Annotated in this window: 24 protein-coding genes; 7 read left to right on the top strand and 17 right to left on the bottom strand. The window is 68.2% G+C overall.

Translation table 11 applies throughout. The annotated features are described in order from the left end of the window. Positions 1–11: 11 nt before the first annotated feature. The gene (gene guaD / locus ACW9UR_RS03185) at positions 12–1,313 is read right to left on the bottom strand and encodes a guanine deaminase (protein ID WP_458915459.1); all 1,302 of its coding nucleotides are present in this window, start codon (positions 1,311–1,313) and stop codon (positions 12–14) included. Positions 1,314–1,398: 85 nt separating this feature from the next. Between guaD and mgtE the strand changes: the two genes are divergently transcribed. Then, positions 1,399–2,793 carry a magnesium transporter gene (mgtE, locus tag ACW9UR_RS03180; RefSeq protein WP_458915458.1) on the top strand — a complete coding sequence of 465 codons (1,395 nt, stop codon included), beginning with the start codon at positions 1,399–1,401 and terminating at the stop codon, positions 2,791–2,793. After that, the gene (locus tag ACW9UR_RS03175; protein ID WP_458915457.1) at positions 2,790–3,152 is read left to right on the top strand and encodes a GNAT family N-acetyltransferase; all 363 of its coding nucleotides are present in this window, start codon (positions 2,790–2,792) and stop codon (positions 3,150–3,152) included. The genes mgtE and ACW9UR_RS03175 overlap by 4 nt, the downstream gene beginning before the upstream one ends. A gap of 68 nt (positions 3,153–3,220) precedes the next feature. On the opposite strand, the gene ACW9UR_RS03170 is transcribed toward ACW9UR_RS03175, so the two are convergent. Next, entirely contained in the window at positions 3,221–3,922 is a 702-nt protein-coding gene (locus ACW9UR_RS03170) for an SDR family oxidoreductase (RefSeq protein ID WP_458915456.1), read from the bottom strand. 121 nt (positions 3,923–4,043) lie between these two features. Here ACW9UR_RS03170 and ACW9UR_RS03165 point away from each other — a divergent pair, with 121 nt between their 5' ends. From ACW9UR_RS03165 to ACW9UR_RS03150, 4 genes are all read left to right on the top strand, one after another. Continuing rightward, entirely contained in the window at positions 4,044–4,955 is a 912-nt protein-coding gene (locus ACW9UR_RS03165) for an AAA family ATPase (RefSeq protein WP_458915455.1), read from the top strand. Between the two features lie 116 nt (positions 4,956–5,071). Next, positions 5,072–6,331: a vWA domain-containing protein gene (locus ACW9UR_RS03160; protein ID WP_458915454.1), complete on the top strand. Its 1,260-nt coding sequence runs from the start codon at positions 5,072–5,074 to the stop codon at positions 6,329–6,331. A 121-nt stretch (positions 6,332–6,452) separates the two neighbouring features. Continuing rightward, on the top strand, positions 6,453–7,475 hold the full coding sequence (locus tag ACW9UR_RS03155) for an XdhC family protein (protein ID WP_458915453.1): 1,023 nt from the start codon (positions 6,453–6,455) through the stop codon (positions 7,473–7,475). Next, on the top strand, positions 7,472–9,088 hold the full coding sequence (locus ACW9UR_RS03150; protein ID WP_458915452.1) for an NTP transferase domain-containing protein: 1,617 nt from the start codon (positions 7,472–7,474) through the stop codon (positions 9,086–9,088). Before ACW9UR_RS03155 ends, ACW9UR_RS03150 begins: the two co-directional genes overlap by 4 nt. Positions 9,089–9,160: 72 nt before the next feature. Here the strand turns inward: ACW9UR_RS03150 and ACW9UR_RS03145 are convergent, their stop codons facing one another. After that, positions 9,161–9,760: a TetR/AcrR family transcriptional regulator gene (locus ACW9UR_RS03145; protein WP_458915451.1), complete on the bottom strand. Its 600-nt coding sequence runs from the start codon at positions 9,758–9,760 to the stop codon at positions 9,161–9,163. 87 nt (positions 9,761–9,847) lie between these two features. On the opposite strand from ACW9UR_RS03145, the gene ACW9UR_RS03140 reads away from it, so the two are divergent. After that, positions 9,848–10,330 carry an anthrone oxygenase family protein gene (locus tag ACW9UR_RS03140; protein WP_458915450.1) on the top strand — a complete coding sequence of 161 codons (483 nt, stop codon included), beginning with the start codon at positions 9,848–9,850 and terminating at the stop codon, positions 10,328–10,330. Between the two features lie 3 nt (positions 10,331–10,333). On the opposite strand, the gene upp is transcribed toward ACW9UR_RS03140, so the two are convergent. The 14 genes from upp to scpA form a co-directional block, all read right to left on the bottom strand. Continuing rightward, positions 10,334–10,966, bottom strand: a complete 633-nt coding sequence (gene upp / locus ACW9UR_RS03135) for a uracil phosphoribosyltransferase (RefSeq protein ID WP_458915449.1) — start codon at positions 10,964–10,966, stop codon at positions 10,334–10,336. Between the two features lies 1 nt (position 10,967). After that, a complete protein-coding gene (locus ACW9UR_RS03130; RefSeq protein ID WP_458915448.1) occupies positions 10,968–11,954 on the bottom strand; it encodes an adenosine deaminase in 987 nt (328 codons plus the stop codon). Continuing rightward, on the bottom strand, positions 11,951–13,150 hold the full coding sequence (locus tag ACW9UR_RS03125; RefSeq protein ID WP_458915447.1) for a phosphopentomutase: 1,200 nt from the start codon (positions 13,148–13,150) through the stop codon (positions 11,951–11,953). Before ACW9UR_RS03125 ends, ACW9UR_RS03130 begins: the two co-directional genes overlap by 4 nt. After that, a complete protein-coding gene (gene deoA / locus ACW9UR_RS03120) occupies positions 13,147–14,454 on the bottom strand; it encodes a thymidine phosphorylase (RefSeq protein ID WP_458915446.1) in 1,308 nt (435 codons plus the stop codon). Before deoA ends, ACW9UR_RS03125 begins: the two co-directional genes overlap by 4 nt. Continuing rightward, on the bottom strand, positions 14,454–15,221 hold the full coding sequence (deoC, locus tag ACW9UR_RS03115) for a deoxyribose-phosphate aldolase (RefSeq protein ID WP_458915445.1): 768 nt from the start codon (positions 15,219–15,221) through the stop codon (positions 14,454–14,456). Before deoC ends, deoA begins: the two co-directional genes overlap by 1 nt. Before the next feature lie 4 nt (positions 15,222–15,225). After that, entirely contained in the window at positions 15,226–15,612 is a 387-nt protein-coding gene (locus ACW9UR_RS03110; protein WP_458915444.1) for a cytidine deaminase, read from the bottom strand. A 100-nt stretch (positions 15,613–15,712) separates the two neighbouring features. Then, on the bottom strand, positions 15,713–16,336 hold the full coding sequence (locus ACW9UR_RS03105) for an SCO family protein (protein WP_458915443.1): 624 nt from the start codon (positions 16,334–16,336) through the stop codon (positions 15,713–15,715). Further along, on the bottom strand, positions 16,333–16,899 hold the full coding sequence (locus ACW9UR_RS03100; RefSeq protein WP_458915442.1) for a hypothetical protein: 567 nt from the start codon (positions 16,897–16,899) through the stop codon (positions 16,333–16,335). Before ACW9UR_RS03100 ends, ACW9UR_RS03105 begins: the two co-directional genes overlap by 4 nt. 11 nt (positions 16,900–16,910) lie before the next feature. Then, complete coding sequence (locus tag ACW9UR_RS03095; protein WP_458915441.1) at positions 16,911–17,357, bottom strand: hypothetical protein; 447 nt, start codon at positions 17,355–17,357, stop codon at positions 16,911–16,913. Between the two features lie 89 nt (positions 17,358–17,446). Continuing rightward, entirely contained in the window at positions 17,447–18,226 is a 780-nt protein-coding gene (locus ACW9UR_RS03090; RefSeq protein ID WP_458915440.1) for a SpoIIAA family protein, read from the bottom strand. Positions 18,227–18,419: 193 nt separating this feature from the next. Further along, positions 18,420–20,324 (bottom strand): propionyl-CoA synthetase, encoded by a 1,905-nt coding sequence (locus ACW9UR_RS03085; protein ID WP_458915439.1) that lies wholly within the window; start codon positions 20,322–20,324, stop codon positions 18,420–18,422. Between the two features lie 355 nt (positions 20,325–20,679). Continuing rightward, entirely contained in the window at positions 20,680–22,959 is a 2,280-nt protein-coding gene (locus ACW9UR_RS03080; protein ID WP_458915438.1) for an NADP-dependent malic enzyme, read from the bottom strand. Positions 22,960–23,074: 115 nt separating this feature from the next. Next, a complete protein-coding gene (locus ACW9UR_RS03075) occupies positions 23,075–24,001 on the bottom strand; it encodes a ketopantoate reductase family protein (protein WP_458915437.1) in 927 nt (308 codons plus the stop codon). A 4-nt stretch (positions 24,002–24,005) separates the two neighbouring features. Then, entirely contained in the window at positions 24,006–26,150 is a 2,145-nt protein-coding gene (scpA, locus tag ACW9UR_RS03070; protein WP_458915436.1) for a methylmalonyl-CoA mutase, read from the bottom strand. Positions 26,151–26,156 lie beyond the last annotated feature (6 nt).

The raw sequence follows: 26,156 nt of genomic DNA, 5'->3' as shown, positions 1-26,156 counted from the left end.
TTTCGGAAGCTTTAGCCCAAGCCCCGGGTGTCGCCCGTGCGGCCGGCGATGTAGACCCCGGCAATGGCCCGGTCGTCGCCGAGCATGATCGTGGGGAGCAACGCCTCCCAGATGTCCTCGGCCCGCGCCGCGCGCTGCGCGATTACCGGTGTCGAAGCCAGGTCCAGAACCACCAGGTCCGCATCCATCCCCGGCGCCAGCCGCCCCAACCGCCCATCCAGCCGCAGCGCCCGCGCGCTGCCCGCTGTCGCCAGCCAGATCAACTCAGCCGCATGCAGCGCCCGCCCCTTCAGCTGCCCGATTTCGTAGGCCGCTGCCATCGTGCGCAGCATCGAGAAGCTCGACCCGCCGCCCACGTCCGTTGCCAGCCCCACCGGCAGACCCAGCGTCTGCGCGCCATCCATATCGAACAGCCCAGAGCCGATGAACGTGTTCGACGTCGGGCAATGCGCCACCGCCGTTCCGGTCTCGGCGATCGCCGCCCATTCGCGCGGCCTCAACTGGATCGCATGCCCCATCACCGCGCCAGGTCCGGCCAGCCCGAACCGCTGGTAGACGCTGAAATAATCCCGCGTCTCAGGGAACAGCTCGGCCACCCAGGCGACCTCCTCGACCTGCTCGCTCAGATGCGTCTGCATCAGGCAATCCGGATGCTCGGCCCAGAGCGCCCCCGCCGCCTCAAGCTGCGCCTCGGTCGAGGTTGGCGCAAAGCGCGGCGTGATCGCATAGCCCAGGCGTCCGCGCCCATGCCAGCGGCCGATCAGCGCCTTGCTGTCGTCATAGCCCGACTGCGCGGTATCGCGCAGATCCTCGGGCGCGTTGCGGTCCATCATCACCTTGCCCGCGATCATCGCAAGCCCGCGCGCCTCGGCCTCGGTCATCAGCGCATCGACGCTGCCCGGATGGATCGTGCAATAAACCGAGGCCGTGGTGATCCCGTTCGCGAGATTCAGGTCCAGGTAGGTCCGTGCCACCGCGGCCGCATGCTCGGGGTCGCCGAACCGCGCCTCCTCAGGGAACGTGTAGCTGTTCAGCCAGTCGATCAGCCGCTTGCCCCAGCTGGCGATGATCCCGGTCTGCGGGTAATGCGCATGCGCGTCGATGAAGCCCGGCAGGATCAGCCCCTGCCCGTGGTCCACCACCTTGGCCTCGGGCGACGCCGCGCGCAAGTCGACCGCTTCGCCCACGGCGGCGATCCGGCCACCCTCGACCAGCACACCGCCTGCGCTGCGGTGCCGCGCGGCGCCGATGCCCTCGACGAAGGGATCGGCGGTGAATTCCAGCGTCTGGCCGAGGTGAAGTGTCTGTTGCATCGCGGATACCACCGGTTAGGACTAGGACCCTATAGCTGCCGCGCCCGCGCGGCGCAAAGCCCCGATTCTGTGAGAGGATACGCGCATGTCCGACCAGACGACCGGCCCGGAGACCGATCAGGACGCGGTGGACCATGACGCCTACGCACTAAACGCCGCCACGGTCGATGCGATCCTCGCGGCGGTCGAAGTCGGCTCGCAGGACCGGCTGCACGAGCTGCTCGAACCGCTCCACCCCGCCGACAAGGCGGACCTTCTGGAACAGATCGGCCCCGCCGAACGCGAGAAGCTGATCCGCGTCTGGGGCGAAGGCTTCGACGGCGAGGTGCTGTCCGAGCTTGAGGAAGGCGTCCGCGACGAGGTGCTCGAGGTCCTCGACCGCAAGACACTCGCCCAGGCCGTCCAGGACATGGAAACCGACGACCTCGTCTACCTGATCGAGGATCTCGAACAGGACGAGCAGGACCAGATCCTGAGCCACCTGGAGGACGCCGACCGCCACGCGGTCGAGGCCTCGCTGCAATACGACGAAGGCACCGCCGGCCGCCTGATGAGCCGCGAAATGGTGATCTGCCCCCCGCACTGGAGCGTGGGCGAGGCGATCGACTACATGCGGAGCCACGAGGACCTGCCCGAGACCTTCTACAAGGTGATCCTGGCAGACGCCCGGATGCACGTCGCGGGCACGGTGATGCTGGGCACGATCATGGCCCACCCACGCGATCACAAGTTGATCGATCTGGCCGACACCAACCCGCGCCTGATTCCCGTCGACCAGCCCGAGGAGGATGTCGCCTACGCCTTCAACCAGTACCACATGGTCAGCGCCCCGGTGGTCGACGCCGACGGCCGGCTGGTCGGTGTGATCACCATCGACGACGCGATGGAGGTCCTCGAGGACGAGGCCGAAGAGGACATGAAGCTTCTCGCCGGCGTCGGCGACGAGGAAATCTCGGACAGCGTCTGGGAAACCGCCCGCGCCCGCTTCCCCTGGCTCGCGGTCAACCTGGTCACGGCGATCATCGCCTCGCTCGTGATCTCGCTTTTCGACGATACCATCGCCGCCATCGTGGCGCTTGCGGTGCTCATGCCCATCGTCGCCTCAATGGGCGGCAACGCCGCGACGCAGACCCTGACCGTGGCGGTGCGCGCCCTTGCGACCCGCGACATCACCCGATCGAACGCCATGCGGATCATCCGGCGCGAGGCGTTGGTGGGTCTCGGCAACGGCGTGGCCTTTGCGGTGATCATCGGCATCATCGGCATGATCTGGTTCGGCTCGCCAATGCTCGGCCTGGTGCTGGGCGTCGCGATGGTCATCAACCTCTTCGTCGCCGGGCTCTCGGGGATCCTGATCCCGATGGTACTGTCGAAAATTGGCGTCGACCCGGCGCTGGCTTCGGGCACGTTCGTGACCACCGTGACCGACGTGGTGGGCTTCTTCGCCTTCCTTGGACTCGCCGCCGTCCTCCTGCTGTGAGCGGGATCCGGCGTCACGGCCCCGAAGCCAATGGACTGGCCGCGCGCGTCGAGGCTGCACTGCTGGACGACCTGCGAAACGCCCTGCCGCAAGCAACCAACACCGCCTTCACGCTTACCGCCGGTCCCGAAGACCGGCTCGACAGCGGGCTGACCGCCAGCACCTCCTACGGTTGGCTGCTGATCAAGACACTCTGGGTCGACCCGGCGCAGCGCGGCACCGGGCTCGGCCGCCGCATGATGATGCGCGCCGAGGAGGAAGGCAGCGCTCTCGGCTGCCATTCGGCATGGCTCGCACCTCGAACCCCAAGGCGCGCGGCTTCTACCTCGCGCTCGGCTACAGCGAGTTCGGCCGGCTAGAGAACCCGCCCGGCGCGACGCCCGCGACCCATGTCCGCTGGTTCCTGCGCAAGGCGCTGACCTAGACCCTACCGATAGGGCGAGCGCTGCGGGCGCACTGTCATCTCGGTCACGCAGGTCCGCGAAGGCATGCTTAGCGCCAGCACCGCCATCGCCGCAATCTCGGCTGCATGGATCATCCGGTCCGGGTCGAGACGGGCCGTGTCCGTCAGCCCGGTATGAACGAACCCTGGATGCAGCAGGGTGACGCCCACGCCGTCCTCACGCACCTCCTCGAACAGCGCCTTGCAGAACCCGTCCAGCCCGTGCCGACCGGCGCAATGCGCCGCCATCCGCGCCATGCCCATTTTCGCGTACATCCCGCAAATGTAGAGGATCGACCCGTGTGACGCACGTAGTTGTGGTAACAACAGCGCCGTGACCCGCATCGGCGCCAGCAGCGTCGCCTGCAAGGTCCGCTCCCATTCCGGCAAGGCTTCCGGCCCGCTGTCCACCGAGCGCCCGCCGCCCGCCGACCAGACCAGCGCATCCAGCCGCTTCTCGCCGGCCATCCGCGCGCAAAGCGCATCGAGCGCGTCGGCATCCGTAAGCTCTGCGCTAAGCGCCTCGGCGCTGCCGCCATGCGCTGACACCGCGGCCAGCGTCTCGTCCAGCGCGTCGCGCCGGCGGCCATGGGCCAGCACATGCCAGCCTTCTCCGCCCAACCGCTCGCTGATCGCGCGCCCGATACCGCCGCTGGCGCCGATCACGAGGGCCCGCTTCCGTGTCATGACTTTCCCTCCCCCGTCTGCCATGCTCAAGAATAGCACGAGTGGGCCGCCAACGTGCCGGGGTTGAATTCCCCGCGGCGCTGCCATTTAAAGGTCAGGAGCAGCGATCCGGAGACCGCCCGTGACCGACCTTCCCGACAGCATCGACGCCACCGAGACCTTGCTCGCCGAGGCGGGTTACGTCTCGTCCCGCGCGCTGGCCACCGTGGTGTTCCTGTCGCTCAAGCTGGGCCGACCGCTGTTCCTCGAGGGCGAGGCCGGCGTCGGCAAGACCGAAATCGCCAAGGCGCTCGCCGCCGGGCTGAACCGCCGCCTGATCCGCCTGCAATGCTACGAGGGACTGGACGCATCCTCGGCGGTCTACGAATGGAACTTTCCCGCGCAGATGGTCGCGATCCGCACCGCCGAGGCGGTCGAGGGCACCGACCGCCAGGCGCTGACCGACGAACTGTTCTCGGACCGTTTCCTGATCCGCCGCCCGCTGCTCGAGGCGATGAGCCCGCAGGACGGCGGCGCGCCTGTCCTGCTGATCGACGAACTGGACCGCACCGACGAGCCGTTCGAGGCCTTCCTTCTCGAAGCCCTCTCCGACTTCCAGGTCACCATCCCCGAGCTTGGCACCATCAAAGCGCCCGAGCCGCCGATCGTGATCCTCACCTCGAACCGCACACGCGAAGTGCACGACGCGCTGAAGCGCCGCTGCCTCTACCATTGGGTCGACTACCCCAGCTTCGACCGCGAGATGGCCGTTCTGCAATCCCGCGCCCCCGAAGCGCGCGAGGAGCTCAGCCGCCAGGTCGTGGCGTTCGTCCAGCAACTCCGCACCGAGGACCTGTTCAAGAAACCCGGCGTTGCCGAGACGATCGACTGGGCGAAGTGCCTTGTGGCGCTCGACCACCTCGAACTGAGCCCCGCGGTGATCGCCGATACGCTCGGCGCGATCCTGAAATACCAGGACGACATCCAGAAACTGCAGGGCTCCGAGGCCAAGCGCATCCTCGACGAGTCCAAAGCCGCGCTGGAGCCGGTATGACCATCCCGCCCGCCACAACGTTCGGCCTTTCCGCGCCCACCTTCCACATTCTCCAAATATCCCCGCCGGAGGCATCCAGCGCCCGCCGCAGCGAACGCGCCCGGTAGACAAGCGCGATGGTCACCTACGCCGACCTCCCCGTCACCGAACACGGCCGCCTGGCCGAGAACATCACCCATTTCGCCCGCGCCCTGCGCCGCGCCGGCCTGCCCGTCGGCACCGGACGGGTGGTCGACGCGATCCGCGCCGTGGAAGCGGCAGGCTTCACCGAGAAGGCCGATTTCTACGCCACGCTCGAGGCCTGCTTCGTTTCACGCCCCGAGCATCGCGCGGTCTTCGGGCAGGTCTTCCGGCTCTACTGGCGCGACCCGCAGTTCCTCGAGAAGATGATGGAAATGCTCAGCCCGATGGTGCGCGGCGCGAACCCCGCCCCGGACACCAGGGCCGCCGAACGCCGCGCCGCCGAGGCGTTGCTGGACGATCCCGATGCCCCCGCGCCGGAACTGCCCGAAGCGGAAGAAGACGGCGAAGAGATCGAGATCGACGCCACGCTGACCTTCTCGGCCGAAGAACGGCTCAAGCGGATGGATTTTGAGCAGATGACCGCCGCCGAACTGGCCGAGGCGAAGCGCGCCATCGCCCGGCTCGACCTGCCGGTCCGGCCCATCGCCTCGCGCCGCACGATGGCCGCGCCGCAGGGGCGCGTGCCGGACTGGCGCGGCACGATGCGCGCGGCGATGCGCTCGGGCGGCGACATCCGCGGCCTCTCGACCCGGACCCGCCGGGTGCGCTGGCCGAACCTCGTGGCGCTTTGCGACATCTCCGGCTCGATGTCCTCCTACAGCCGGATGATGCTGCACTTCCTTCACGCCGCCGCCAATGCCCACGGCGCGGGCTGGGCGCAGGTCCACGCCTTCACCTTCGGCACGCGGCTGACCAACATCACCCGCCACATGCGCGCCCGCGACGTGGACGCGGCGCTCACCGCCGCCGGGGCCGAGGCGCAGGACTGGGAGGGCGGCACCCGCATCGGCCATTGCCTGCACGAGTTCAACCGCGACTGGTCGCGCCGCGTTCTGGGACAGGGCGCGGTCGTGCTGCTGATCACCGACGGGCTCGACCGGGACGATCCCGCCCTGCTCGAGGCCGAGGCAGACCGCCTGCGCCTCTCGGCCCGCAAGCTGATCTGGCTGAACCCGTTGCTGCGATGGGACGGCTTCGCCCCCAAGGCGCGCGGCGTAAAGGCCCTTCTGCCCCGCGTCGACAGCTTCCGCGCCGGGCATTCCGTCGCCTCGCTCGAGGCGCTCGCGGACGCGCTGACGCGGGCGGATGACAGTGGCGACAAGCTGCGGCTGATGGCGATGCTGGCCGACTGAGGCAGCGCCCGGCCCGGGCGGGGGCCTCCGGCGGGGATATTTGGGGAAAGTGGAAGGCAGGCCGCGCCCTTTCGGGAGGCGCGGCGCGGGCCTATATTGCGGGCAAGAGAGGGAGGCTGCGATGGACGCGGAACGGCACGACCAGATCCCGGAACAGGCGCTGGGTTGGCTGCGGGCGGGGCGCAAGGTGGCGCTGGCCACCGTGATCGAGACCTGGGGCTCGGCCCCGCGTCCGGTCGGCGCGCAGCTGGCGATCACGGATGAGGCCGAGATGGCCGGCTCGGTTTCGGGCGGCTGCGTCGAGGGGGCCGTGGTTGCCGAGGCACTCGAGGCGGTCGAGGACGGCACGCCCCGCGTGCTGGACTTCGGCGTCAGCGACGACGAGGCCTTCGCCGTCGGCCTTGCCTGCGGCGGCCGTATCCGCGTGATGGTCGAGCCCGTGGCGACCGGGCGCGGCATCCCCGAGGACATGCTGGACGCCCTGGTTGCCGCCCGCGCCGCGCGCCGCGCCGTGGCCTATGTCGTGAACACCGACAGTTGGGAGCGGCGGCTGGCCGAGGCGCCCGGCGATCCGCTCTGGCCCGCGATCGAGGCGCGGTTCCACTCGGACAAATCCGGGTTCGAGGACGCGTGGTTCGTCGGCATCCACAACCCGCCGCTGCGCATGGTCGTCGTCGGCGCGGTGCACATCGCCCAGCCGCTGCTGCAGATGGCGCGGCTGACCGGCTATGACCCGGTACTGGTGGACCCGCGCGACGCTTTCGCCTCGGACAGCCGTTTTCCGGGCGAGACGATCCTGCGGGACTGGCCCGACGCGGCGCTGGAAGCGGCCGGTCTCGACGCCCGCACCGCGGTCGTCACGTTGACACACGACCCGAAGCTGGACGATCCGGCGATCCGCATCGCCCTGCGCTCGGACGTGTTCTACCTCGGCTGCCTCGGCTCCACCCGGACCCATGCCAAGCGCGTGGCACGGCTGACCGAAGACGGGTTCACCGAGGCCGAGATCACCCGCATCCACGCTCCGGTCGGCGCGGACATCGGCGCGAAATCGCCGGCCGAGATCGCGGTCTCGATCCTCGCCCAGATCACCGAGCGCCTGCGCCGCCCCGAGACCCGACCCGCCGCGAAAGCCGCAGCATGAAATTCGGGCCCGAGCCGGTCACACAAGCCGCCGGCGCGCTGCTCGCGCACTCGGTGCAGGTCGGCGCGCGCAGGTTGCGCAAAGGGCTTGTGCTGGGTCCCGAAGAGATCGCAGCGCTTCAAGCGGCAGGCATCGAACAAGTCACCACCGCGCGGCTGGAGCCGGGCGACGTACCCGAGGACGAGGCCGCGACGCAGGTCGCCCGTGCGCTGGTGCCGGACGGGCATGGCGTGCGGATCACCCGGCCGCAGAACGGGCGGGTGAACCTGCTGGCGGACCGGCCCGGCGTGCTACGACTGGACGTGGACGCGATCCATGCGCTCAACGGCATCGACCCGGCAATCACGCTGGCGACGCTGCCGGACAACACCCGGGTCTCGGACGGGATGATGCTGGCGACCGTCAAGATCATCCCCTATGCGGTGCCCGGCGCGGCGGTCTCGCGCGCCGCTGCGACGCTGGGCAACGCGCCGGTGATCTCGGTCGCGCCGACGGTGCTGCACGAGGCCGAGCTGATCATCACCCGCACGCCGGGCTTTTCCGAGAAGCTGATCGACAAGGGCCGCCGCGCGGTGGCCGACCGGCTGGGCGCGCTGGGCGTGCGCCTGCTGCGCGACGAGGTGGTGCCGCACGAGACAGGCGCCGTGGCCGAGGCGCTGGATCGGACCTCGGCCCCGCTGGTGCTGGTGCTGGGCGCTTCGGCGACCTCGGATGCGGGTGACGTATGCCCCGCCGGTCTTGTCGCCTCGGGTGGCACGCTGACCCGGTTCGGCATGCCGGTCGATCCCGGCAACCTCTTGTTCCTGGGCCGACGCGGCGCGGCGCAGGTCGTCGGCCTGCCGGGCTGCGCCAGATCGCCCGCGCTGAATGGGGCCGACTGGGTGCTGGAGCGGCTGGTCTGCGGCATCGAAGTCGGCGACGCCGAAATCGCCGCCATGGGCGTCGGCGGGTTGCTGAAGGAAATCCCCGTGCGCCCGCAGCCACGGGTGATCGCACCCACGCCCAAGGCGGGCGTGCCCGTCGATGTGGTGCTGCTGGCCGCCGGGGCCTCGCGCCGGATGCGCGGGCGGGACAAGCTGCTCGAAACCATCGCGGGCGCACCCTTGCTGCGCAAGGCGGCCGAGGCTGCGCTGGCCTCGCAGGCCCGGCGCGTGGTCGTCGTTCTGCCGCCGGAGGCCGGGGCGCGAGCCGAGGCGCTTGAGGGGCTCGCGGTCGAGACGGTCATCGCCGAGGCCGCCGCCGAGGGCATGGGCGCAAGCCTGCGCACCGGCATCGCCGCCCTGCCCGAGGACAGCGCAGCGGCCATCGTCGCGCTCGCCGACATGCCCGAGGTGGACGCGGCCGCCTTCGATGCGCTGATCACGGCCTACGATCCCGGCCGGCACCGCGAGATATGCCGCGCGGCCGCGCCCGACGGCACACCCGGTCACCCGGTCCTGTTCGGAAGGCGCTTCTTCGAAAGCCTGCAGGACCTGCGCGGCGATACCGGCGCGCGCGGGATCGTCGCCGGGGCGCGGGAGTATGTCTTTGACGTAACGCTGGACAGCCGGGCGCCGCTGACCGACCTCGACACGCCCGAGGATTGGGCGGCCTGGCGGGCGCTCGCGGACTGATCGGCCGGTCCCTCGGCAGCTATCGAGGGTTTCCGGAGAGAGTTTTCCCCGGGTTCCAGAAAGCGGCGCGCTTCACGGGGCCAGAAGGCGCTTCAGGTTGGCTGTCGCCTCTGCTGCACGGTTCTGGATAAACGCTTCGTCCGGGGCATCGAGCCGGCGGATGACGCGGCGGATTTGAAGATCGCCAACCAGCAGATCGAGGTAGAGACCCACCGCCGCCCCCGTCTCGTCGAAGGCAAGGTCCCCTGCCTCGCGCGCACGCTCCAACACCCGGCCGATCATCGGTGCGATACTCTCGCGACCAGCTTCGGCGATCGTTGCGCCCAAGGTGCCCGAGGCATCGGCGGCCGCCGCCTGGTTCAGCGCAACCGCACGGTCGCCGGTCAGCAGGCGCAACAGCACCGGGCCAAACGCCGCAAGCACCTGCATCGGCGGCACATCCTCCGCCAGCCCGGTTTCCAACAGCGCGCGGCTTTCCTCGGCATTGCGGACGACCAGCGCGCGGAACAGACCCGCCTTGTCGCCATACCAGCGATAGAGCGTCTCGTTCGAGGCCCGCGCCTCGCGCGCGATGGCCTGCATAGACGCGCCCGCGTACCCCTTGTCACGCAGCACCGCATAGGCCGCCTGTTCGATCTGATCCCGCCGCGCCGAACGGCTTTCCTCGCGCATGACCGCTTCCTTCGCTGCTGGGAAAAATCCGTAATCTATGTTACGGATCATCGCAACCGTAACAACAATTACGCCTCTGGAGACCCCATGCGATACGCGCTTTCCCTCGTTGCCCTTCTATTGAGCGGCGCGATCTTCGGGTTCTTCTACGCCTGGGTGTGCTCGACCATGTGGGGCTTGGACGCCGCCGATCCGAAGGTGGCTATCGCGGCAATGCAGGCGATGAACGCCTCGGTCCGCAACACGGTCTTCGCGCCCGCCTTCTTCGCCACCGGCCCGGCGCTGGCGGCGGCGGCACTGGCCTGGTGGGCCTGCGGTCAACGCGCGGTTGCCGCGCTTTTCGGGCTGGCGGCGGCGGTCTACCTGCTGGGGGGCATGGGTCTCACGCTGGCGATCAACGTCCCGATGAACGAGGCGCTTGCCGCTGTCACCGTCCCGCAGGACCCGGCCGAGGCCGCGCGGATCTGGGACGACTATTCGGCGGACTGGCAGTTCTGGAATCAGATCCGCACCGCCACGTCGGGGCTGGCGCTGCTGTTCGCGGGCGCGGCGATGCTGCGCGCCCGCTGAGACTTACTTGGTGCCGAACATCCGGTCACCGGCGTCGCCGAGGCCGGGCACGATATAGCCCTTCTCGTTCAACCGCTCGTCCAGCGCCGCGGTCACGATGCGCACGTCCGGATGCGCCTCCTTCATCCGGGCCACGCCCTCGGGTGCGGCCAGCAGGCACAGGAACCGGATATCCGTCGCACCCGCCTGCTTCAGCAGATCGACAGCGGCGGCCGAGGAGTTGCCGGTGGCCAGCATCGGGTCCACCGCGATCACCGGGCGGTCACCAAGATCGGCGGGCACCTTGAAATAGTACTGCACCGGTTGCAGCGTCTCCTCGTCGCGGTAGAGGCCGACGAAACCCACTCGGGCCGAGGGGATCAGCTCCAGCACCCCGTCGAGCAACCCGTTCCCGGCCCGCAGGATCGAGATCAGCGCCAGTTTCTTGCCCTCGAGCGTGGGCGCGTCCATCTCGGTCAGCGGCGTGTTGATCCGCTTGGTGGTCATCGGCAGATCGCGCGTCACCTCGTAGGCCAGCAGCAGGCTGATCTCCTTGAGAAGCTGCCGGAACGAGGCGGTCGAGGTGTCGGTCTCGCGCATCACGGTCAGCTTGTGCTGCACCAGAGGATGGTCGACGACGGTCAGATGCTGGGTCATGTCAGGCCCCTTTCAGCCGGGCGCGGACCGCGGCGCGGGTCGGCTCGTCGCAGAACGCAGCGTCGATCGCGGTCAGGTTCAGGTTTCGGAACACCTCTTCGCCCCATCCGAAGGTCTTTGCAAGCATCCGGTACTCGTGACGCATATCGGTGTGAAAATAGGGCGGATCGTCGGTCGAGACCGTGACCTTCACCCCTGCCTGCCGCAGCCGGTCGATCGAATGATCGGCCCAGTCCGGGAACACCGCCAGCGCGATGTTCGATCCAGGGTTCACCTCCAGCACCACGCCCTCCTCGGCCAGCCGCGCGACCAGCGCCGGATCCTCGATGGAGCGCACGCCATGTCCGATGCGCGCGGGCTTGAGGTGGTCCAGCGTCTCGCGCACGCTGTCCGCGCCGCAGATCTCGCCGGCATGGCTGGTGATGCCCAGCCCCGCCTCGCGCGCTATGTCGAAAGCGGGGGCGAAATCGGCGGCGCTCAGATAGCGCTCCTCGCCGCCCATCCCGAAACCGGTCAGCATCGGCCCAGCCACCTCGGCCGACAGCTCCGCCGCGACGCGCGCCTCGTCCGGCCCGAGGTTGCGGATGCAGGTCGAGAGGAACCGCGCCTCGATCCCGTGCGCCCGCTTCGCCGAGGCCGCGCCCTCGTAGATCGCGTCGAGATATTCGAACCACGCCCCGCGATCGGCCCCCCCGCAAATGTGAGGCGCGATGAAGATCTCGGTGTAAACCACGCCATCATGGGCGGATTTCGCCAGCACCGCCTCGACCAGGCGGCGAAACTCGTCTGGCCCGGTCAGCACCTCGCAGGCCTTGTGATAGCATTCCAGGAACTCGGCGAAATCGGCCCACTGGTACTGGCCCTTGTCGTCGAATACCCCGTTCAGCGTGACACCTTGCTCGCCCGCCAGCAGGCGGATGAAATCGGGCGGCGCTGCCCCTTCGAGATGCAGGTGCAGTTCGACCTTCGGCAGATCCTCGACGCTCACAGGACGCTCCTTCCATGCTTGCCGGGGGCCAGCCCCAGGTGCGCCGCGACGCTTTCGGCGACATCCGCAAAGCCGCAGAGCCCGATCTCTCCGGGCGCGACACCGGCCATCAGCACGGGCACCCGCTCGCGCGTGTGGTCGGTGCCGGTCCAGGTCGGATCGTTGCCGTGATCGGCGGTGAAGATCAGCAGATCGCCCGCCCGCAGCTTGCCCAACAATTCGGGCACACGGGCGTCGAACGCCTCCAGGTGCCGCGCATAGCCCGCCACGTCGCGCGGATGGCCATAGAGCGAGTCGAACTCGACATAGTTCGCGAAGACCAGGTCGCCGGGTGCTGCACGGTCCATCGCCTCGAGCGTGCGGTCGAACAGGCCCATGTCGTCCTTGGCCTTGAGCACCTTGCCGATCCCCTGCCCGGCAAAGATGTCGCGGATCTTGCCGATCCCCCAGACCGTGCCGCCCGCCGCGGTCACCCGGTCGCAGATCGTCGGCTCGGGCGGCGCGATGGCATAGTCGCGCCGGTTCGCGGTGCGCTTGAAATCGTCGGGGGTCTCGCCGACGAAAGGCCGCGCGATGACCCGCCCGACCTTCATCGGGTGGACGATCTCGGCGGCGATTTCGCAAAGCTTCAGCAGACGCTCCAGCCCGAAATGCTCCTCGTGCGCGGCGATCTGGAAAACGCTGTCGGCCGAAGTGTAGCAGATCGGCCTGCCGGTACGGATATGCTCCTGTCCCAGTTCACGGATGATCGGCATGCCGCTTGCGTGCGTGTCGCCAAGGATCCCCGGCAACTCACCGCGTTCGATCAGCGCATCTGTCACATCCTTCGGGAAGGTCGGCACCTCTTGTGGGAAATAGTGCCAGTCGAAAGGCACCGGCACGCCGGCCAGTTCCCAATGCCCCGAGGGCGTGTCCTTGCCTTGAGACACCTCGGTCGCCGCCCCCCAGCGGCCCTTCGGCTCGGCGCCAAGCCCCGGAGCCTCCAGCCCCGAGGCCAGCGTGATCGCCCGCCCCAACCCCAGCGCGTCGAGGTTCGGCATCTGCAAGGGCCCCGCGCGCCCCTCGTCGGCGCGGCCCGCCGCGCAGGCCTCGGCGATATGACCAAGCGTGTTCGCGCCCGCGTCGCCGAACGCTTCGGCATCCGGCGCACCGCCGCAGCCGACGGAATCGAGCACGCAGATGATCGCGCGGCTCATCGGATCTTCTTCACGATCAGGGGCGTCTCGTCGCCGGGCACGTCGCCGATCTTGTAGGCCTCGACCAGCCGCTTGCGCGCCACCTCGACATCGTCGGCCGAGGCGGCATGAATACGCGCGATCGGCGTCTCGGCATCGACCCGGCGGCCCAGCCCTGCAAGCCAGTCCAGCCCGACGCGCGGGTTGATGCTGTCGGTCGCCTTCTTCCGGCCGCCGCCCAGTTCCACAACGGTCCAGCCGACGGCGCGGGTGTCGATGGCGGTCACGAAGCCCTCGGTCGGGGCATAGACCTCCTCGATCACCTTCGCGTCCGGCAGATGGGTGTGGAAATCCTCCAGGATGTCCGGCGGCCCGCCCAGCGCGTGGACCATGCGCCCGAACACCTCGGCCGCCTTGCCCGATTGCAGCACGTCCTGCATCTTCGCCTCGCCCTCGGCGTCGTCCTTGGCCAGACCCGCCGAGACCAACGCCCCCGCGCCCAGCGCCACGACCACATCCCACAGGCGGCTGTCGATCTCGTCGCCCTTCAGGAACTCGATGGCGCAGGCGACCTCCAGCGCGTTTCCGGCAACGCTTGCCAGCGGCTCGTTCATGTCGGTGATCAGAGCCGAGGTCTTGCACCCGGCGCCGTTCGCCACGTCGACCAGCGCGCGCGCCAGCGCCTCGGCGTCCTTCTTCTTCGACATGAACGCGCCCGTGCCGGTCTTGACGTCCAGCACCAGCGCCTCCAGCCCTGCGGCCAGCTTCTTCGACAGGATCGAGGCGGTGATCAGGTCGATGCTTTCCACCGTCGCGGTCACGTCACGGATAGCATACAGCCGCCGGTCGGCGGGCGCGATATCCGGCGTCTGACCGATGATCGCGCAGCCGACTTCCTTCGTGACCTTGCGCAGCAGGTCCACGTCGGGCTGCGTCTTGTACCCGGGGATCGAGTCGAACTTGTCGAGCGTTCCTCCGGTATGACCCAGCCCCCGCCCGGAAATCATCGGTACATAAGCCCCGCAGGCCGCCAGCGCGGGCGCCAGCATCAGCGAGGTGTTGTCTCCGACGCCGCCGGTCGAATGCTTGTCCACCACCGGCCCGGGCAGGTCCCATTTCAGCACAGTGCCGCTGTCACGCATCGCTTCGGTGAAACCGACCCGCTCGGCATCGGTCATGCCGTTGAAATAGACCGCCATGGCAAAGGCCGCGACCTGCCCTTCCGAAAGGCTGTCGTCGGTGATCCCCTTGACGACGAAGCGCAGTTCCTCATCCGTCAGCCGCTTGCCGTCGCGTTTCTTGCCGATCAGTTCCGCCGCCAGCATCAATAGCCTCCGCCCACGTCCGCCGGTTCCTCGCCGTCCAGCGTCGCCAGCAGCGCCGTCAGCACCGAGGACGCGCCGATGCGGAAATGACCGGGCGTCGCCCAGTCCTCGCCCATGATCTCGTCGCAGAGATCCAGGTAGACAGCGGCATCCTGCGTCGACTTCACCCCGCCCGCGGGCTTCAGGCCAACCGAGGGATCGGCCTTGGCGATCACCTCCAGCATCACGCGGGCGGCCTCGGGCGTCGCGTTGATCGGCACCTTGCCGGTCGAGGTCTTGATGAAGTCCGCACCGCCCTCGATCGCGCATTCCGAGGCTTCCCGGATCAGTTCGGCATCGCCCAGAACGCCGGTTTCCAGGATCGCCTTCACCAGCGCCCCGCCGGCCGCGTCCTTCACCCGCGCCACGGCCGAGGCGACCATCTGCGGATGCCCCTCCATCAGCGACTTGTAGGGGATCACCATGTCGATCTCGTCCGCGCCGTCCGCGACCGCCTGGGCGGTCATCTTCAGAACCTCGGACGTCTCGTCGTCGCCGCCCGGAAAGGCCACCACGGTGGCGATCCGCACGCCCGAGCCGCCCAACGCCTCGCGCGCGACGGTCACGAACTGCGGCCAGATGCAGACGGCAGCGACCGGCCCGTGCGGGGTCATCGCGCGGCGGCACAGCGCGCGCACATCCTCGGCGGTGCAGTCGTCGTTGAGATTGGTCAGATCGAGGCACGCCAGCGCGCGGGCGGCGGCCTGTTTCAGTTCGTCTTCGGACATGGGGTCATTCCAGATGTATCTTAGTGAAGGCGCCGGGCAGCAGTTCCCCGACGGTGGTGCTGCCGCGCGGGCCGTCAAGCCCGGCCAGCGTGACCACGACGCCCGGATCGGCGAACTCGGCCAGCTTCTGTCGGCAGCCGCCGCAGGGCTGGATCGGCTCGGGGCTGTCGGCGATCACCAGCACCTCGGCAATCCGGCTCTCGCCCGCCACGATCATCGCGGCAATCGCCCCGGCCTCGGCGCAGGTGCCCTCGGGATAGGCGACATTCTCGACATTGCAGCCGGAGAAAACGGTCCCACCTGTCGAGCGCAGCGCCGCCCCCACCTTGAAGCCCGAATAGGGCGCATAGGCATTCTCGCGCGCCGCGCGGGCGGTCTCGAACAAATCCATGAAAAATCGGTCCCTGCTGAACGCTTCGACCGACTATCGCCGCCGCCCCCCGCTCATGCAAGGGGCGGGCGGCCGCATTACGCTCACGTCACGCTGCGACTCAATCGGCGGCATAAGCCCGCACGATCTCGGCAACCCGCGCCTCGCTGAGGATCGGGGGCAGCAGCGTCAGCACCTCGCCCTGCGGATCCAGCAGGTAGACATGGCTGCCATGCGCGAAGATCGGGCCGTACTCCGGGTCCTCGAACACCACCTTGTGCTCGACCTTGAAGGCGTCCCAGGCGACGGCCAGCTCGGCCTCGGTCCCGGTCAGCCCGACGAAGCGCGGGTGATGCTGGACCAAAGGCGCCCCGATCGCCGCGACCGTGTCGCGGGCGGGATCGACCGTCACCATCACCGGCGTCACCGCCAGCCCCTCGGCTTCCAGATCCGAGGCGACCTGCCCCATCAGCGGCAGCGCGACCGAACAGATCGCCTGGCAGTTCGCATAGCCGAAGAACAGCAGCTGCATTCGCCCGTCCGGATCGGCCTGCGTCCGCGTAGCCCCGGTCTGGTCGGTCAAGGCGAACGCGCCGCCGATGTCGGCGAAGAACGGCAGGCCCGCATCGATCGGCGCGCTGGCGGCCAGATGCGCTGCCGCTTCCCCGGCCGAGCCATGCTCCACCCCGTCATGCGCGGCGGCAGGCACCGCCAGCGCACAGGCCAGAAAGGCAGCGCGGATCACTGGAACCACTCCTCCAGGAAGGCGGCGTCCGCCTCGGCGCCAAGACCCAGCCAGCCTTCCTTCTCGATCTCGGCCAGCACGCGTGGATCGCGCCGGAACCACGGGCCCTCGCCCGCCGCATCCGGGTTCGCCTCGGCCCAATCCTTGGTCCACCGGTTCGCGGGGGTCCACTCGTCCGAGCCGGCGGCGCGGATCATCTGCACCAGGTAGACGTTCTGCGCGCCAAGCTCCTCGTCGGTGATCAGCAGCCCGTCGACCTCGACCGCCTGCCCGCAGAACGGCGCCAGCTCGTTCGCGGCGCCCGAGAACACCGGCTGACCGTTCTTCAGCGGCAGCACCATCACATTGTCGGCCTCGCGCAGCAGCGCCAACTGCCGACGCCCGTCGCCGCAATTGTCGGCACACTCCCCGGCCAGTTCGCACAGCGGATCGACCACCGTGGCGGCGAACCGCGCCTTGGACTCGCCGTAGAGCCCCCATTCCTTCGCCTCGGAGCCTTCCGAGAAATCCTGTGCGGCCACCGGAACGGCCATCAGAGAAAAAGCAAAAGCAAGGTATTTCATCGCATTACCCCTCATTCCGGATCCGGGATGGCAAAGCCGGGAACGACGCCGAAATCCTCGTGCGTCAGCTTCAGGATATCCTCGTCGGCGGTGACTTCCTCAACCACCAGATAGTTGATCCCGTCGCGCTGGTAGAGCATCCCGTCGGCGGTCAGCACATGGCTTGCCACGTGCAGCTGCGTGTCGCCGCCGTTCGAGGCATCGTCGCCCTCGATCTTCAGCACCATGTAAACGGTGCCGTCCTCGGCCAGCAGCCCCACCGGGATGCCCCCCGCCGAGCACCAGAGCGCGCAGGTGTGATGCGCCGAGCCCACGACCGCGTCCGGCCCGCCCATCACGCCCGAGAAATAGCACCAGGTGTCTATCGCCTCGCCGGTCACAGTGACCCGCTCGCCCTGCGCCGCAAACGCCCCGCCGGGGGCCAGCGCCAGTGCCGCCGCAAACATCAACCGTTTCACATCGTCCTCCCTCGTAGACCTCGGGAAGACGATAGCACCGGTTTCCGGACCCGGCTGTCACGCTTTCATGAGTCCTGCGCGAGCGGCCCTCAGCCCGTCTCGCGGGCCGCCCGGCAGCGCAGCCAGGCCCAGGCCTCGGGCTCCTGTTCCAGGGTGAAGACGCGCACCTCCATCGGCATGACGTCCGCGACCGCCCGCGCCATGGTCCGCAACCAACGGGCGTCCGTCACGATGGCGTACCGGTCAAGATGCCGGATCGCGTTCACCTTCATCGAGAACAGCCCCGAGCGGGTCAGCAGCCGCGGGTCGAATCCCTCGAAACGCTTTACCCGCGCCAGCATGTCGAACCCCGTGCCCCGGTCCACCAGCGCGTCGATCCGCGCGATGATGGGATCGAGCGTATTGCCATCGAACGGCCCGTCGATCTCGAAGGCGACTACGTCGGCCTCGTCCGTCGGGATTTCGCGCAACCCGTCGCGGCGGCGCGGCGCTTGAGCCAGTTGCGGTGCCTGCGCCACCCAGGCGCGGGCCAGGTCGTCCTCGCCCGAGGCGAACACCCGCAGCTCGGTCGTCGGCACCAGCGGATCGGTCCAGCGCACCAGCGCGGCCATGAACTCCTTGTTGCTGATTACCGCGACACGCGGAATGCGCCGCAAGCGGGGCAGCAAGGCCAGCTCGCGCCGGGCATCCTCGACGATGGCATCGGCAGTCATGTCCGACAGCCCGGCAAAATCGATCACCAACCCCAGGCGGCCACCGTCATCGAGCGCCGCGTTCAATGTCTCGTAGAAGGGTAGCAGGTCGTCGCGGGTAACGGTCCCTTCCAGCACCGCGTGGATCACCCGATCCGTGTGGTCGAAGCGCAGCATGACTCCCCCCTCAGTCGCGCATCCGGTTTCCCAGATTAACACTTAAAGCGGGTGTTTGGTTCACGTCTTGCGGCGCGCATTTTCGGTGTTAACGAACCATCAACACTTAACATTCCTTTTAGATCAGTGGGTTAAAGGGGTTTTCACGGTGAAATCCGGGATTTTCACCGTGAAATGCCCGCTTGCGAGGGGCCTAGTCCCCCGTCGTCTCCTTGGCGTAGCCGAGGCCCTTAAGCGCCTCGGTGATCTCGTCCAGGATCACCGGATCGTCGATCGTCGCGGGCATCTTCCAGGCCTCTCCATCGGCAATCTTGGCCATGGTCGCACGCAGGATCTTCCCCGAGCGGGTCTTCGGCAGCCGGTCCACGACAACCGCCAGCTTGAAGGCGGCCACCGGTCCGATCTGCTCGCGGACCTGGCGGACGGCCTCTTTCACGATGTCATCATGAGGCCGGTCGACCCCGGCGCTGACACAGAGAAAGCCCATTGGGACCTGCCCCTTCAGCTGGTCCGCGACCCCGATGACGGCGCATTCGGCAACGTCTGGCAGGCCTGCCAGAACCTCCTCCATAGCGCCGGTCGACAGCCGGTGCCCGGCCACGTTGATGACATCGTCGGTGCGGGCCATGATCCAGAGGTAACCGTCCTCGTCCATCATCCCGGCATCCCCGGTCTCGTAGTAGCCGGGGAAGTGGTTCAGGTACGAACTCTTGAACCGCTCCTCGGCATTCCACAGCCCGCCCAGCGTGCCCGGAGGCAGCGGCAGCTTGATCGCGATCGCGCCCAGTTCTCCGGGTTTCACCTCGTGACCGTCATCGCCCAGCACGTGGATCTCGTAGCCCGGCATCGGCACCGTGGGCGAGCCGATCTTAACCGGCAGCAGTTCCAGCCCGACCGGGTTCCCGGCGATGGTGTAGCCGGTTTCGGTCTGCCACCAATGATCGATCACCGGCACGTTCAACAGCCGCTGCGCCCACTGGATCGTGTCCGGATCGGCCCGCTCTCCGGCCAGGTACAGCGTCTTGAACCGGCCAAGATCGTACTTGCCCACGAACTCGCCCTTGGGATCGACGCGCTTGATCGCCCGGAACGCCGTCGGCGCGGTGAAAAGCACCCGCACGTCGTGCTCCGAGATCACACGCCAGAAGGTGCCCGCATCGGGCGTGCCGACGGGCTTGCCCTCGAACACCACGGTCGTGCAGCCATAGATCAGCGGCGCATAGCAGATGTAGCTGTGCCCCACGACCCAGCCCACGTCCGAGGCCGCCCAGAACACGTCGCCCGGCTCGACGTTGTAGATGTTCTTCATCGTCCAGTGCAGCGCGACGGCATGGCCCGCATTGGGCCGCACCACGCCCTTCGGCTGTCCGGTGGTCCCCGAGGTATAGAGGATGTACAGCGGATCGGCCCCGCCCACCGGCACGCATTCCGCCGGGGCGGCGTCCTTCTGGAACGCCTCCCACTCGAAGTCGCGCCCGGGCTCCAGCGCGGCTTCGGCCTCGGGGCGTTGCAGGATGACACAGAAATCGGGATCGTGCGTGGACTGGCGTATCGCCTCGTCGAGCAGCGGCTTGTACTCCACGACCCGCCCCGGCTCCAGCCCGCACGACCCGGCGATCACCGCCTTCGGCGTCGCATCGTCGATCCGCACCGCCAGCTCGTGCGCCGCGAAACCGCCGAAGACGACCGAGTGGACCGCCCCGATCCGCGCGCAGGCCAGCATCGCGACCAGCGCCTCGGGGACCATAGGCATGTAGATGATGACCCGGTCGCCCTTGCCGACGCCCCTGGCCTGCAGGGCCCCGCCAAGACGCGCGGTCTGCTCCTGAAGCTCGGCAAAGGTGATCTTGCGCTTCAGCCCCGTCATCGGGCTGTCCCAGATGATCGCCACGTCATCGCCGCGCCCGACCTCGACATGCCGGTCCACCGCGTTGAAACAGGTGTTCATCTGCCCGTCGGCATACCAGCGATAGATTGGGGCGTCGCTGTCATCGAGCGCGCGGCTGGGCTTCTTTACCCAGTCGATCGCCTCGGCGGCCTCCATCCAGTAGGCCTCGGGGTCCGCCTTCCAGGCGGCATAGGTCTCCTTGTAGCCCATTCCGTTCTCCCATCTTTCAGCATTCTGATTGATTGCGACCCGCGGGCCGGGATCGGCGGCAGCGCGCCGAGGGGGCGCAGACGCCCCGTCCGATTCCGCTTGCATTGCAGGCGGATCGGCGTACCTGATGTGCTCAGGTGCGGCATCCCGCCGCACCTGTCACAGAGGATGCGAAAGCCATGGGCGACAAGAAGCCCGCGGGCAAGAAAACCGGGAAACCGGGCCCGAAACCGAAGGCCGAATAACCCGTAGCGACCGGCGCCGTCGCGCGGTCCGAGCAGGCCGTGCGGCGGCGCACAGGCAGGGGACAAAGCCCCGGAATTTGCCTGAACCGCGCCGCCTGTCATCGCATCCCCTATCCGTAGTGCGCCACGGGCGTTCCCGCCAATGCCGAGATGTTGAGCAGCCCCCGCGCGGTGATCGAAGGGGTTACGATATGGGCGCGGTTGCCCATCCCCATCAGGATCGGCCCCACCTCCAGCCCGCCTGCGGCCGACTTCAGGATGTTGCGCACGCCCGAGCTTGCATCGGTGTTCGCGAAGATCAGCACGTTGGCCGGCCCCTGGATCCGCCCGCCGGGGAAGATCCGCTCACGCAGGTCCGGGTCGAGCGCCGCATCCGAGTGCATCTCGCCCTCGTAGGCGAAATCGCGGGGCTGGCTGTCGAGGATCTCCAGCGCGCCGCGCATCCGCCGCCCGCTGTCGGTGTCGAGGTTGCCGAACTGCGAGTGCGAGCAGAGCGCAATCGAGGGCTCCAGGCCGAAGCGGCGCACATGGCGCGCGGCGGCGATGGTCGTCTCGGCGATCTGCTCGGCGGTGGGTTCGGGGTGCACCTGCGTGTCGGCGATGAACAGCGGGCCGCGCTCGAGGATCATCAGCGACAGCGCGCCGATCGGATGCAGATGGTCGGTCCCCAGAACCTCGGAGACGTATTTCAGGTGCCACAGATACTGACCGAAAGTGCCACAGATCAGGCTGTCGGCCTCGCCACGGTGGACCATCACCGCGCCGATCGCGGTGGTGTTGGTGCGGATGATCGCCTTGGCCAGGTCCGGGGTCACGCCGCGCCGGGCCATAAGACCGTGATAGGTCTCCCAGTAGTCGCGATAGCGCGGGTCGTTCTCGGGGTTCACGATCTCGAAATCGGCACCGGGACGGATCGGCAGGCCCAGACGCTCCAGCCGGGTCTCGACCACCTCGGGACGGCCGATCAGGATCGGCTTGTCCACGGTTTCCTCGATCATCGCGTGGGCAGCATGCAGAACGCGCTCGTCTTCGCCCTCGGCGAACACGATCCGCCGTTCGGAGTTTCGCGCCGCCTCGAACACCCGGCGCATCATCATCGCCGAACGGAACACCGACTGGTCGAGCTGCTGCTTGTATTCCTCGATATCCCCGAGCGGCTTGGTCGCGACACCCGACGCCATAGCAGCCTGCGCCACGGACGAGGCGACGATGGCCAGCAGGCGCGGATCGAAAGGCTTGGGGATCAGGTAGTCCGCACCGAACACCAACTTCTCGCCCTGGTAGGCGGCGGCGGCCTCGGCCGACGAGGACGCGCGCGCCAGCGCGGCGATGCCCTCAACGCAGGCGACCTTCATTTCCTCGTTGATCTCGGTCGCGCCGACGTCCAGCGCGCCGCGGAAGATGAACGGGAAACACAGGACGTTGTTGACCTGGTTCGGATAGTCCGAGCGGCCGGTCGCGATGATCGCGTCGGGGGCCACCTCGCGGGCGGCCTCGGGCATGATCTCGGGGTTGGGATTGGCGAGCGCGAAGATGATCGGGCGCGAAGACATTTTCGCGACCATCTCGGGCTTCAGCACGTTCGGCCCCGAGAGGCCCAGAAACAGGTCGGCGCCGTCGATCGCCTCATCGAGGGTGCGCAGTTCGCTGACTTGCGCGAAGGCGGCCTTCTGGGGCGTCATGTCCTCGGTCCGGCCCTCGTGCACCAGCCCGTGAATGTCGCACAGCCAGATGTTCTCGCGCTTCGCGCCCAAGCTCATCAGCATGTTGAGGCAAGCGATCCCCGCCGCGCCGCCGCCGGTCGAAACGATCTTGATATCCTCGATCTTCTTGCCCGCGACACGCAGCGCGTTTATCGCCGCCGCGCCAACGACGATGGCGGTACCGTGCTGGTCGTCATGGAAGACGGGGATGTTCATCTTCTTGCGGCACAGCTCCTCGACGATGAAGCAGTCGGGGGCCTTGATGTCCTCGAGGTTGATCGCACCGAAGGTCGGCTCGAGACTGGCGACGATATCGGCCAGCTTCTCGGGGTCGCTCTCGTTCACCTCGATATCGAAACAGTCGACATTGGCGAATTTCTTGAAGAGGACCGCCTTGCCCTCCATCACAGGCTTGGAGGCCAGCGCGCCGATATTGCCCAGCCCCAGCACCGCCGAGCCGTTGGTGACCACCGCGACAAGGTTGCCCCGGGCGGTGTAGTCCGACACCGTCGAGGCGTCCTCGCGGATCTCGATGCAGGCCTCTGCCACGCCGGGGGAATAGGCACGGGCCAGGTCGCGGCCGTTGGCCAGCGGCTTGGTGGCGCGGATCTCCAGCTTCCCGGGGCGCGGGTGGCGGTGGTAGTGCAGCGCGGCCTGCACGAACGGGTCGGTCTTGCGATCGGTCACGGGGTCGTCCTCAAATCGGATCGGGCGGTCATCACCCCGTTACCTGCGATATTCCGGCGCCGGGCGCCAGCGATTGCTTGACGCAAGGTCGCGTGGAAGCAATGCAGCGGCGCGCTCATGCGGCAGGCCTTCCGTCTTTCCAGGGCGAGAGGATCGCGTGGCAGGCGCGGCTGAGCGGCGTGTCCACGCCCGAGGCCTGCCCCAGCCGCGCGACCGCGCCGCAGATCCAGTCGATTTCCAGCGGCTTGCCCTGCTCGAGGTCATGTGCGGTGGAGGCGCGGGCATCGCCGGGCATCCGGGCGATGGCCTTGATGACCTTCGCTTCCGTCCCCTCGGGAATAGGTACGCCGCGCGCGCGGGCGACGGCGGCGGTCTCCGCGACGAGGCCCTCGGCCATGGCCCACAGCTCGGGCGTCTGTTGGATCGTGCCCATGCGGGTGCGCGCCGCCGCGGTGAGGCTGCTGAGCGCGTTGAACATCAGGAACTTGGTCCACTGGTCGACGCGTACGTCGGCAACCTCGGGCACTTCGACCCCTGCCCCGGCGAGCACCGCGCGAAGCTCGGCGACGAACGGATCGTCCTGTCGGCCCTGCGCGTCGCCGATGGTGAAGCTGCGAAGGTCGCCATACCGGGTGACGACGCCGGGCGCAGTGATGTTGGCGAAGATCCGGGCGACGCCGATCAGCGCGGCGTCGGCGCCATAGGCCTCGGCGACCATGCCAGCGGCCTCGACGCCGTTCTGGAACGGCAGCACGCGGGTGCCCTCGTGTACCATCGGGCGCGCGGCTTCGATCGCGTCGGGCAGGTCCTGGCCCTTCACCGCAAGGATCACCAGGTCGGCCTTGCCCGCCTGCGCGGGATCGTCGGTGATCTCGGGGCGCACGGTCACCTCGCCCTGCGGCTCGATCAGGCGCAAGCCCTGCTCGCGGATCGCTTGCAGGTGCGCCCCGCGGGCGATGAGCATCACCGGCCGGTCCACGCCCAGCAGCTTGGCGCCAAGATAGCCGCCGATGCCGCCCGCACCGATGATCGCGGTCTTCATGCGCCTACTCCGCCGCCTGCGGGCGCGCCGCGCGGATCATGTCGAGGATCTCGCGCGCGGCCGCAGGAATATTGGTACCGGGCCCGAAGATCGCCCGCACGCCCGCGTCCTTGAGGAAGCCGTAGTCCTGTTGCGGGATCACGCCGCCGCAGATCACCAGGATATCGCCCGCGCCCTGGTCCTTGAGCGCCTGCACCAGTTTCGGCGCAAGCGTCCGATGACCGGCGGCCTGAGACGAGATACCGACGACGTGTACATCGTTGTCGATGGCGTCCTGCGCGGCTTCTTCGGGAGTCTGGAACAGCGGGCCGACGTCGACGTCGAAGCCGATGTCGGCAAAGGCCGTTGCAATCACCTTCGCGCCGCGGTCGTGGCCGTCCTGGCCCATCTTGACCACCAGCATGCGCGGGCGGCGACCAGTCTCGTCGGCGAAGGCCTCGACGTCCTTCTGGATCTGCGCGAAGCCCTCGTCGCCCTCGTAGGCGGCGCCGTAGACGCCCGCGAGCGTTTTCACCTCCGCCCGGTGCCGGCCGAACGCCTTTTCCATCGCCATGGAGATCTCTCCTACGCTGGCCCGCGCACGGGCGGCCTCGACGGCCAGTTCGAGAAGGTTGCCGGTGCCGGAGGAAGCGGCCTGCTCAAGCGCCGCAAGGGCGCCCTCGCACGCCGCTGCATCGCGGCTTTGCCGGATGCGGGCCAGCCGCGCGACCTGTGCCTCGCGGACCTTGTCGTTGTCGATATCCAGAACGTCGATCGGCTCTTCCTGCTCGAGCCGGAACTTGTTCACGCCGACGATCACCTCATCACCCCGGTCGATCGCCGCCTGACGCTTCGCCGCCGCCTCTTCGATCCGTAGCTTGGGCATGCCGGACGCAACCGCCTTGGTCATGCCGCCGAGGCTCTCGACCTCTTCGATCAGCTTCCACGCCTCCGCAGCCAACTGGTCTGTGAGCGCCTCGACATAGTAGCTTCCGGCCAGCGGATCGACGACATTGGTGATCCCGGTCTCGTTCTGCAAAATCAGCTGGGTATTGCGCGCGATGCGGGCCGAGAACTCGGTCGGCAGGCCGATCGCCTCGTCGAAGCTGTTGGTGTGCAGCGACTGGGTGCCGCCCAGCGCCGCGGCCATCGCCTCGTAGGCGGTGCGGACGATGTTGTTGTAAGGGTCCTGCTCCTGCAACGACACGCCCGACGTCTGGCAGTGGGTCCGCAGCATCTTCGACTGTGGCTTCTTCGGCTCGAACTCGTCCATGATCCGCGACCACAGCAGCCGGGCGGCGCGCAGCTTGGCGGCCTCCATGAAGAAGTTCATGCCGATGGCGAAGAAGAACGACAGCCGCCCGGCGAACGCGTCCACGTCCATGCCCCGCGCGATGGCGGCGCGGACATATTCGCGCCCGTCGGCCAGCGTATAGGCCAGTTCCTGCACCAGCGTCGCCCCGGCCTCCTGCATGTGGTAGCCGGAGATCGAGATCGAGTTGAACCGCGGCATCTGCTCGGCCGTATAGGCGATGATGTCGGCGACGATCCGCATCGAGGGCTCGGGCGGATAGATGTAGGTGTTGCGAACCATGAACTCCTTGAGGATGTCGTTCTGGATGGTCCCCGAGAGTTTTTCGCGCGGCACGCCTTGCTCTTCGCCTGCGACGATGAAGCTGGCGAGCACCGGGATCACAGCGCCGTTCATGGTCATCGAGACCGAGACCTCGCCCAGCGGGATGCCGTCGAAGAGGATCTTCATGTCCTCGACGCTGTCGATTGCGACACCCGCCTTGCCGACATCGCCCACGACGCGCGGGTGGTCGCTGTCATAGCCCCGGTGCGTTGCCAAATCGAAGGCGACCGAGACACCCTGCTGCCCCGCCGCCAGCGCCTTGCGGTAGAAGGCGTTGGATTCCTCGGCAGTCGAGAACCCCGCGTACTGGCGGATCGTCCAGGGCCGCCCGGCGTACATGGTCGCGCGGGGCCCGCGCAAGAAGGGCGCCTGTCCGGGAATGGTGCCAAGATGGGGCACGCCTGACAGGTCGGCCTCGGTGTAGACCGGCTTCACGGCGATGCCCTCGACCGTGTGCCAGGTCAGGTCCTTCGGGTCGCGGCCCTTGAGCTCGCGCTCGGCAAGGGCGGTCCAGTCGTCGATGTTCGCGGTCATGTCGCT

It is taken from the genome of Halovulum sp. GXIMD14794, from assembly GCF_054457455.1.
The sequence above is the reverse complement of the archived record's forward strand: the minus strand, read 5'-3'. Positions and strand labels throughout refer to the sequence as shown.

What these genes read in the sequence shown, in the direction of transcription:
- ACW9UR_RS03090 (WP_458915440.1), bottom strand. Translation starts at nt 18,226, where the DNA reads ATGCTGCGCTTCGACCACACGGATCGGGTGATCCACGCGGTGCTGGAA.
- ACW9UR_RS03085 (WP_458915439.1), bottom strand. Translation starts at nt 20,324, where the DNA reads ATGGGCTACAAGGAGACCTATGCCGCCTGGAAGGCGGACCCCGAGGCC.
- deoC (WP_458915445.1), bottom strand. Translation starts at nt 15,221, where the DNA reads ATGTCCGAAGACGAACTGAAACAGGCCGCCGCCCGCGCGCTGGCGTGC.
- mgtE (WP_458915458.1), top strand. Translation starts at nt 1,399, where the DNA reads ATGTCCGACCAGACGACCGGCCCGGAGACCGATCAGGACGCGGTGGAC.
- ACW9UR_RS03155 (WP_458915453.1), top strand. Translation starts at nt 6,453, where the DNA reads ATGGACGCGGAACGGCACGACCAGATCCCGGAACAGGCGCTGGGTTGG.
- ACW9UR_RS03075 (WP_458915437.1), bottom strand. Translation starts at nt 24,001, where the DNA reads ATGAAGACCGCGATCATCGGTGCGGGCGGCATCGGCGGCTATCTTGGC.
- ACW9UR_RS03145 (WP_458915451.1), bottom strand. Translation starts at nt 9,760, where the DNA reads ATGCGCGAGGAAAGCCGTTCGGCGCGGCGGGATCAGATCGAACAGGCG.
- guaD (WP_458915459.1), bottom strand. Translation starts at nt 1,313, where the DNA reads ATGCAACAGACACTTCACCTCGGCCAGACGCTGGAATTCACCGCCGAT.
- ACW9UR_RS03110 (WP_458915444.1), bottom strand. Translation starts at nt 15,612, where the DNA reads ATGGATTTGTTCGAGACCGCCCGCGCGGCGCGCGAGAATGCCTATGCG.
- ACW9UR_RS03140 (WP_458915450.1), top strand. Translation starts at nt 9,848, where the DNA reads ATGCGATACGCGCTTTCCCTCGTTGCCCTTCTATTGAGCGGCGCGATC.
- deoA (WP_458915446.1), bottom strand. Translation starts at nt 14,454, where the DNA reads ATGCTGGCGGCGGAACTGATCGGCAAGAAACGCGACGGCAAGCGGCTG.
- ACW9UR_RS03170 (WP_458915456.1), bottom strand. Translation starts at nt 3,922, where the DNA reads ATGACACGGAAGCGGGCCCTCGTGATCGGCGCCAGCGGCGGTATCGGG.
- ACW9UR_RS03150 (WP_458915452.1), top strand. Translation starts at nt 7,472, where the DNA reads ATGAAATTCGGGCCCGAGCCGGTCACACAAGCCGCCGGCGCGCTGCTC.
- scpA (WP_458915436.1), bottom strand. Translation starts at nt 26,150, where the DNA reads ATGACCGCGAACATCGACGACTGGACCGCCCTTGCCGAGCGCGAGCTC.
- ACW9UR_RS03100 (WP_458915442.1), bottom strand. Translation starts at nt 16,899, where the DNA reads ATGAAATACCTTGCTTTTGCTTTTTCTCTGATGGCCGTTCCGGTGGCC.
- ACW9UR_RS03125 (WP_458915447.1), bottom strand. Translation starts at nt 13,150, where the DNA reads ATGAGCCGCGCGATCATCTGCGTGCTCGATTCCGTCGGCTGCGGCGGT.
- ACW9UR_RS03160 (WP_458915454.1), top strand. Translation starts at nt 5,072, where the DNA reads ATGGTCACCTACGCCGACCTCCCCGTCACCGAACACGGCCGCCTGGCC.
- upp (WP_458915449.1), bottom strand. Translation starts at nt 10,966, where the DNA reads ATGACCCAGCATCTGACCGTCGTCGACCATCCTCTGGTGCAGCACAAG.